Annotated in this window: 7 protein-coding genes and 1 pseudogene; all 8 read right to left on the bottom strand. The window is 69.2% G+C overall.

Annotated features, from left to right (window positions below; genetic code table 11):
- Nucleotides 1–383 precede the first annotated feature (383 nt).
- Nucleotides 384–965, bottom strand: coding sequence for a GTP-binding protein (locus AWZ10_RS06410; RefSeq protein WP_060890630.1), 582 nt, complete (start codon nucleotides 963–965; stop codon nucleotides 384–386).
- Nucleotides 946–1,515, bottom strand: a complete 570-nt coding sequence (locus tag AWZ10_RS46865; protein ID WP_063769839.1) for a DUF742 domain-containing protein — start codon at nucleotides 1,513–1,515, stop codon at nucleotides 946–948. The genes AWZ10_RS06410 and AWZ10_RS46865 overlap by 20 nt, the downstream gene beginning before the upstream one ends.
- A gap of 98 nt (nucleotides 1,516–1,613) precedes the next feature.
- Nucleotides 1,614–2,027 carry a roadblock/LC7 domain-containing protein gene (locus AWZ10_RS06400; protein ID WP_005479603.1) on the bottom strand — a complete coding sequence of 138 codons (414 nt, stop codon included), beginning with the start codon at nucleotides 2,025–2,027 and terminating at the stop codon, nucleotides 1,614–1,616.
- Between the two features lie 10 nt (nucleotides 2,028–2,037).
- Nucleotides 2,038–5,271, bottom strand: a complete 3,234-nt coding sequence (locus AWZ10_RS06395) for a sensor histidine kinase (RefSeq protein ID WP_205576303.1) — start codon at nucleotides 5,269–5,271, stop codon at nucleotides 2,038–2,040.
- Nucleotides 5,272–5,669: 398 nt separating this feature from the next.
- Nucleotides 5,670–6,245, bottom strand: coding sequence for a GTP-binding protein (locus AWZ10_RS06390; RefSeq protein ID WP_020114072.1), 576 nt, complete (start codon nucleotides 6,243–6,245; stop codon nucleotides 5,670–5,672).
- Nucleotides 6,226–6,624, bottom strand: a complete 399-nt coding sequence (locus AWZ10_RS06385) for a DUF742 domain-containing protein (protein WP_037695902.1) — start codon at nucleotides 6,622–6,624, stop codon at nucleotides 6,226–6,228. The genes AWZ10_RS06390 and AWZ10_RS06385 overlap by 20 nt, the downstream gene beginning before the upstream one ends.
- A gap of 108 nt (nucleotides 6,625–6,732) precedes the next feature.
- Nucleotides 6,733–7,146, bottom strand: coding sequence for a roadblock/LC7 domain-containing protein (locus tag AWZ10_RS06380; RefSeq protein ID WP_005479910.1), 414 nt, complete (start codon nucleotides 7,144–7,146; stop codon nucleotides 6,733–6,735).
- A gap of 9 nt (nucleotides 7,147–7,155) precedes the next feature.
- A pseudogene (locus AWZ10_RS06375) lies at nucleotides 7,156–7,758 on the bottom strand (nitrate- and nitrite sensing domain-containing protein); the annotation flags it as partial.

The raw sequence follows: 7,758 nt of genomic DNA, 5'->3' as shown, positions 1-7,758 counted from the left end.
CGCGCCGGCGGGCGCCGCCTGGAGCGCGAGCCGGGTTTCCGGGCACCGCACAGCTGGCGGTAAGCCTGCGGCGCTGAGCCGCATCCAAGGGGTCCCTCTGTGGCAGAGGGGCCCCTTGGCCGTGCCCGGCCCCGGTTCAGCGCCGCTGTCCTGCGGATCGGGGTCGGCTGCGGGTCGTGTGTGGTTGCTCGCGCAGTTCCCGGCGCCCCTTGAGGGCATGGGGCGCGCACGGAGTCTTTCAGGGGCGCGGGGAACTGCGCAGCCACGACGGACCGGCAGTCGTACCCACACGCTCACCCCGACGGCGGTGAACGGGAGCCGAGCACAACGAAGGGGCCCCTCTGTAGCAGGGGGCCCCTTCGTACAGGCTGAGCGCCGCGGGCCTACCGCAGGCGGGCCATGAGCGCGTGCTCGACGAGGGTGATCAGCGCCGACTTCGCGTCCGACCGATGACGCGCGTCCGTCGTGATGATCGGGGTGTCGGGTCCGATCTGCAGGGCCTCGCGCACCTCGTCGGGCGTGTACGGCTGGTGCCCCTCGAAGCCGTTGAGGGCGATGACGAAGGGGAGGCCGCTGTTCTCGAAGTAGTCGACGGCGGGGAAGCAGTCGGCGAGGCGGCGGGTGTCGACGAGGACGATGGCGCCGATGGCGCCGCGGACCAGGTCGTCCCACATGAACCAGAAGCGGTCCTGGCCGGGGGTGCCGAAGAGGTACAGGATCAGGTCCTGGTCCAGGGTGATGCGGCCGAAGTCCATGGCGACCGTGGTGGTCGTCTTGTCGCCGGTGTGGGTGAGGTCGTCGATGCCCGCGGACGCGGACGTCATGACGGCCTCGGTACGCAGCGGGTTGATCTCCGAGACGGCCCCGACGAACGTGGTCTTGCCCACGCCGAAGCCGCCCGCCACCACGATCTTCGCGGACGTGGTGGAGCGGGAAGGCCCTCCGCTAGAGCTTGCGAAGTCCACTGAGCACCCTTTCGAGCAAAGTCACAGCTGGCTGGCCGCCGGCGCTCTCGTCGCCGCCGGGCTGATGAATGGCGACCAGGCCCGCCTCTGCCAAGTCGGCGACGAGGATCCTGGCCACGCCGAGAGGAATCGTCAGGAGGGCCGAGATCTCGGCCACCGACTTGATCTCCCGGCAGAGGTTGCAGATCCGCTGATGCTCGGGCAACTGGCCCTGCATCTGATGCGGCTGCGCGGTGGTGTGCACCAGTGCCTCGATGGCGAGCTGGTAGCGAGGCCTGGTGCGGCCGCCCGTCATGGCGTACGGGCGCACCAGGGGGTTGTGCGCCGCCCCTGCGGGCGACGGCTCGGGGGTGCGGCGCTGCGGCTGCACGGGCTGGATGCGAGGCGCCGACGGCTGGTCGTACGGCGAAGGACCGGGGCCCTGAGGTGCGTACGGCTGCTGACGGCTCGGTGCGGAGGGGAAGTTGTACCGGTTCTGGTCACCCTGGCCCGGCCCCTGGCCAGGGTAGGACCAGTTGCCCGACGATGAACCGCCTGGGGGTGTTGCCACGTTCTCTCCTCCTCCGACTGTGCTGGCATCCATGGCTCATTGGAAGCCGCGTCCCGAAACCTTACGGCCCCGGGACGCCAAAACGCACCGTCTGACTGTTAGTTGAGCAGGCTGCCCTGGAGCTCCGCACGAAGATCGGGCGTCAGGACCGTACCGGCACGGTCCACCAGAAGTGCCATCTCGTACCCGATGAGACCGATGTCGGCCTCGGGATGTGCGAGAACGGCGAGCGAGGAACCATCGGAAACGGACATGATGAAGAGGAATCCCCGCTCCATCTCCACAACCGTCTGATTGACGCTGCCACCTTCGAAAATGCGGGAGGCGCCCGCGGTCAGAGAGGTCAGACCCGACGCGACGGCCGCCAGCTGGTCGGCACGGTCACGGGGAAACCCTTCGGACATCGCCAGAAGGAGTCCGTCGGCGGAGACCACCACCGTGTGCGACACCCCGGGGGTGTTGTCCACGAAATTGGTGATCAACCAGTTCAGGTTCTGCGCCGCCTGGCTCATCGGGCTCACACTAACGCTCCTGGTTGTAGGTGCTGTCAGGACCACTGTGGTGATTCCTCGTGGCCTGGCCGTTCGTTTCACTGCTTGCGTCGCGCCCCCGCTGGACCCCGCGGCGCAGGTTGCTCAGCCTGCCCCGGACGTCCTCGGGAGCGCGGGAGATCTGTGGACCTCCCTGCGGGGTCGTCTGGGCGGCGCCCTCGACCAGGTTGGCCTTGGGCACCCGCCGCGGCAGGCCGGAAGAGGTGACCCCGCCCGCCTTGGGCTTCTTCAGCTGGGAGGCCTGCTGCCAGCGCGCGTCGTTGTCCGAGCGCCAGTCGCCGTTCGGTCCCCCGGCCGTCGGCTGGTCCTGGGCCACTTCCTGCCGTCCGTTCACGGCGCCCGCGCTCGTGCCGCCCGCGCTCGCGGTGGATCCGCGGCGGGGCAGGCCGGCGTCGGTCAGCGCGTGGCCGGCGGAGGGGGTGGGTCCCGGACGGTCGAAGCCTACGCGGTCCGGCTCCTTCACGTCAGCGGCCTGCGTAGATTCCGGTTCCGGAGCGTACTCGGAGCGGTACGAGTTCTGGTAGTTCTGCTGCTGCGGCCAGTCGTCCTGATAGGACGGCTCTTCGAAGCCCGAGTACGTCTCCGGGGCGCTCGTGGCGGCCGTCGCGTGCTCGTCCTGGACGGGCTCCGTATAGGCGGGCTCAGGGTAACCGCCGGTAGTGGTGAACGCGTCGTTCCCGCCCGGCAGATGCCCGTTGCCGTTCACCGCACCGTTGCCGTTCGGACCGAAGTACGCCTCGTCGTACGACGGCTGCTGCGGCTCCTCGTACGCCGTCTGCTGGTCGTACGACCGCTGCGGGTCCGCGTACGCCGTCGCGCCGTTGTCGTAGGACTGCTCGGGCGACTGGAAGTCGTCGCCGTAGCGCGGCGTCTGGCCCGGGGGCAGCTGCGGGTGCGCCTGTGCCTCCAGGGCCGCGCGGCGCTCGTCGCGCATCAGCGAACGGCCCACGGGGTCCAGGTCGCGGATGTCGTCCGGCACCTCGTAGCGGCTGTCGTCGAAGCCCAGCTCGGCGGCGGTCCGCATCGGGGTCATGGCCGGCTGCTGGAATGCGTGCTGCTGTTCCGGGATGATCTGCGAGACCGTGAACTGGTCGGCCGCCGGCTGCTGCTGCTCGCCACCGCCACCGTGGGTGATGACGTCGGGGAGCATGACCAGCGAGGTCGTACCGGCCTGCTCGCCCGAGGGACGGAGCTGGACGCGGATGCCGTGCCGGTCGGACAGCCGGCCGACCACGAAGAGACCCATGCGCTGCGAGATCGCGGCATCCACGGTCGGCGGGTTGGCCAGCTTGTGGTTGATGTCCGCGAAGTCCTCGGCGGTGAGGCCGATGCCCTTGTCGTGGATCTCGATCATCACGCGGCCGTCGGGGAGACGGGTCGCGGTGACACGGACCTTGGTCTGCGGGGAGGAGAACGTGGTGGCGTTCTCCAGGAGCTCGGCGAGCAGGTGCACGAGGTCGGTCACGGCGCGGCCGTGGATCTCGGCCTCCGGCACGCCGGAGAGCTCGATGCGCTCGTACTGTTCCACCTCGGAGGAGGCGGCGCGCAGCACGTCGACCAGCGGGACCGGCTGGTCCCAGCGGCGGCCGGGCTCCTCGCCGGCGAGGACCAGGAGGTTCTCGCCGTTGCGGCGCATACGGGTCGCCAGGTGGTCCAGCTTGAAGAGGTTCTCCAGCTGGTCCGGGTCGGCCTCGTTGTTCTCCAGGTCGGTGATCAGGGTCAGCTGGCCCTCGATCAGCGACTGGTTGCGGCGCGAGAGGTTGGTGAAGATCGCGTTGATGTTGCCCCGCAGGAGGGCCTGCTCGGCGGCGAGCCGGACGGCCTCGCGGTGGACCTGGTCGAAGGCGCGGGCGACTTCGCCGATCTCGTCCGTGGTGTTGATGGGGATCGGCGCGACCCGGGTGTCGACCCGGCCGGGGTCGGTGCGCGAGAGCTGGTCGACCAGCATCGGAAGACGCTGCTCGGCGATGCCGAAGGCGGCGTTGCGCAGCTGGCGCATCGCGCGGCTCATCTGGCGGGCCATGATCCCGGCGATGATGAACGCGGCGAGCAGGGCGACGATGACGATGGCGCCGTTGATGTAGGCGTCACGCTGGGCGTCGGAGGCGATCTGGCCGGCCTCGGACACGGCGCGGTTGATCAGGTCGGTCTCGACCTCGCTGTAGCCCTCGAACTTCAGCGTGGAGGCCGCCATCCAGTTCTGGTAGGTGACGCCCTGCTTCGCGAGATCCTCGGGCGGGGCGCCGCTGCCGATCGCCTGGATCATCTTCAGCATGGTGTCCGGCGGCGGGACGTAGTCGGCGTTCTTGGCCGCGGCTTCGGCGGCCTGCTTCTTGCCCTCTTCGGTCTTCTGCTCCATGACCGCCTGGAGGCGCGCGGCGTCGGCCTCGGTGCCGCCGGAGACGTACTCCTGTACGGCGATGTTCTCCAGGTAGGCGTACGAGGTGAACGCGGTGACCTGTTGGCGGAAGACCTTCTGGTCCTCGCTGGGCCGGACCAGCAGGTGGGTGCCGATCGCGCGCTGCAGCGAGGCGGCGCCCTTGGCGAGCGTGACCGCGTAGACCGTACGGCCGTACGCGGTGATGTTGCCGGTACCGAGGCCGAGCTCGTTGGAGAACTCCGCCAGGAGGTGCTCGACGGTGACGTAGCCCTCTTCGGTCTGTACCGGGTCGGCGGCCCGGGTGAAGGCGGCCTGCCGGAGCTTCGCCAGCTGTGGTTCGGCCTCCTCGACCAGACGGAGTCGGCGCTCCAGGCCCTGACCGGCCGGCATTCCGACGACCTCCGCGTGGAAGGCGTCGGCCTTCTCGTCGGTGAAGGCGCGGGCGTCCTTGACGACCTCGCTGTCCCGGTCGCCGTCCAGCAGCGGCTGGGCGGAGATGTCCCGCTCGTTGAGCAGCGCTTCGGCGTAGGCACCGGCGGCGGCCACGATCTTGGCCACCTTCTCGGCGTCCTTCGCCTCCTGCCAGGTGTCGATCGAGTTCTTCACCTGGAAGCCGCCCATGATCAGGCCGACCAGCACGGGTATGAGGAGGATCGCGTTCAGGCGCGTGGGGACCCGCCAGTTGCGCGGGGAGAGACGACTGCCGCTGGGCGCGGGAGCTGCCGTCGGCTCCGGTCGGGTCACTTGTGCGGGTGCCGCTCCGCGCGACGGCGGGGTGAAATTGCCCCGCGCCGACGGCTCGGGACCTTTCTTGCTTCGCCTCACTCGACCAACAACCTCTCGGCGCCGGCACCTACGTCGTGCCGCGGGTGACTCCACGCCCTAGTACGTCTTTGACTAATGGGCAGTTCAGGCATTCCAGCACGTCACGCTGAGGACTTCCAAACACCGGGAGGCAACGATTCCGCGTGATGTAAGTCCCAGATAAATCGGTCATAAAGAGCGAGCCCCAGCAAAAAGCGGGGGCATTGTGAGCGCAGCGGTACCGATCGACCGCGACGCGTGGTCGTACCACCCTATTTCTCTGTCGAAACGTTATGAACACCGAGGCCGACCGTGTCTAAGGACACAGCCGGCTTCGGTGTAACTACGACAAGCGTCGTAGGGCGTTGTGGACTTGGGTCCTGTTCTGGGCCCAGCCGTGGTACTTCGGCCCCTCTGCCCTACCGCAGGCGGGCCATGAGCGCGTGCTCGACGAGGGTGATCAGCGCCGACTTCGCGTCCGACCGATGACGCGCGTCCGTCGTGATGATCGGGGTGTCGGGTCCGATCTGCAGGGCCTCGCGCACCTCGTCGGGCGTGTACGGCTGGTGCCCCTCGAAGCCGTTGAGGGCGATGACGAAGGGGAGGCCGCTGTTCTCGAAGTAGTCGACGGCGGGGAAGCAGTCGGCGAGGCGGCGGGTGTCGACGAGGACGATGGCGCCGATGGCGCCGCGGACCAGGTCGTCCCACATGAACCAGAAGCGGTCCTGGCCGGGGGTGCCGAAGAGGTACAGGATCAGGTCCTGGTCCAGGGTGATGCGGCCGAAGTCCATGGCGACCGTGGTGGTCGTCTTGTCGCCGGTGTGGGTGAGGTCGTCGATGCCCGCGGACGCGGACGTCATGACGGCCTCGGTACGCAGCGGGTTGATCTCCGAGACGGCCCCGACGAACGTGGTCTTGCCCACGCCGAAGCCGCCCGCCACCACGATCTTCGCCGAGGTGGTGGCCCGCCCCGATTCAGAGCTTCCGAAGTCCACTGAGAACCCTTTCCAGCAGAGTCACGTCCGGGGCGCCACCGGCGTTCTCGTCGCCACCGGGCTGGTGGATCGCGACGAGTCCGGCCTCGGCGAGGTCCGCCACAAGGATCCGTGCCACACCGAGAGGCATGGACAGCAGGGCCGACACCTCGGCCACCGACTTCACCTCGCGGCACAGGTGGCAGATCCGCTGGTGCTCGGGGAGCAGCCCCGTCAGGTGCGCGGGGTCTGCCGTCGTGCTGATCAGCGCCTCGAGGGCGAGCTGGTATCGCGGCCGCGTCCGACCACCGGTCATGGCGTACGGCCGAACCAGAGGCTGGTCGCCCTCGTCTCCGTACGGCTCTGCGTACGGATCGTGAGGAGCGGTGGGCGGGGTCATTGATCCTCCGAGCGGGACAGCAAGTCGGTCAGTCGTGCCGTCTGACGGGGGCCGGTGGGGGCTTTGGCGGCCGGACGGTGATTTGTGAGTTGTGTGGATCCGCAGGCGTCAGTGGAGCAGACTGCCTTGGAGTTCGGCGCGCAGGTCGGGCGTGAGCACGGCGCCCGCGCGGTCGACGAGCAACGCCATCTCGTAACCGACCAGGCCGATGTCGCACTCGGGATGGGCGAGGACGGCCAGGGACGATCCGTCGGAGACGGACATCAGGAAGAGGAAGCCGCGCTCCATCTCGACCACCGTCTGGGCCACGTCCCCACCCTCGAAGATCCGGGAGGCCCCGGCCGTGAGCGAGGTGAGTCCGGAGGCGACGGCCGCGAGCTGATCAGCACGGTCGCGCGGAAAGCCTTCCGACATCGCCAGAAGAAGACCGTCGGCGGATACGACGACGGTGTGGGACACCCCGGGGGTGTTGTCCACAAAGTTGGTGATCAACCAGTTGAGGTTCTGTGCCGCCTGGCTCATCTGGCTCAACTAACGCTCCTGCTGGTGAGTGGGGCTCGGGAAGCTGCCGGTCTGGCCGTTGCCGGCCTGTCGACCCTGCGCGATGCCCCGACGGAGATTGGTCAGTCGGCCGCGTACGTCGTCAGGCGAACGCGAGACCTGCGGACCGGTTTGGTGCTGTTGCTGCTGAGCCGTGCCCGGCACGAGGTTCGCGCGCGGGACCCGGCGCGGCAGGCCGGAGGTGGTGACCCCGCCCGCCGAAGGCTGTCGGGCACGTTCGGCCTGGCGGACCAGGTCGTCGTTGGGTGTGCTGCGCCAGTTGGGGGAAGCAGGCGCGGCGGGGGTCGCCGGACGCTGAGGAGCGACCGGAGTCTGAGGAGCGACCGGAGCCTGGGGAGCGACCGGAGCCTGGGGAGCGGGGGCGGTCTGCTGCTGCGGCGCCGAACCGTTGCCCTGCTGGTGGCCCGGCTGCTGACCGTTCTGCCCGCCCTGACCGTGGAACCAGTTGGTCTCCAGCGTGTCGTACAGCGGCGTACGGCCGTCCATCGGACCCGTCGCCGGGGGCAGTGCCTCCGGCTCCTGCGGGCGCGCGGGGCGCTGCGGGGGCATCGGGGGACGCTGCGGCGGCACCGG

The organism is Streptomyces europaeiscabiei (assembly GCF_001550375.1).
Lineage (GTDB): Bacteria > Actinomycetota > Actinomycetes > Streptomycetales > Streptomycetaceae > Streptomyces > Streptomyces europaeiscabiei.
Note: the sequence above shows the minus strand (reverse complement) of the source record. Positions and strands in the feature narration are given on the sequence as shown.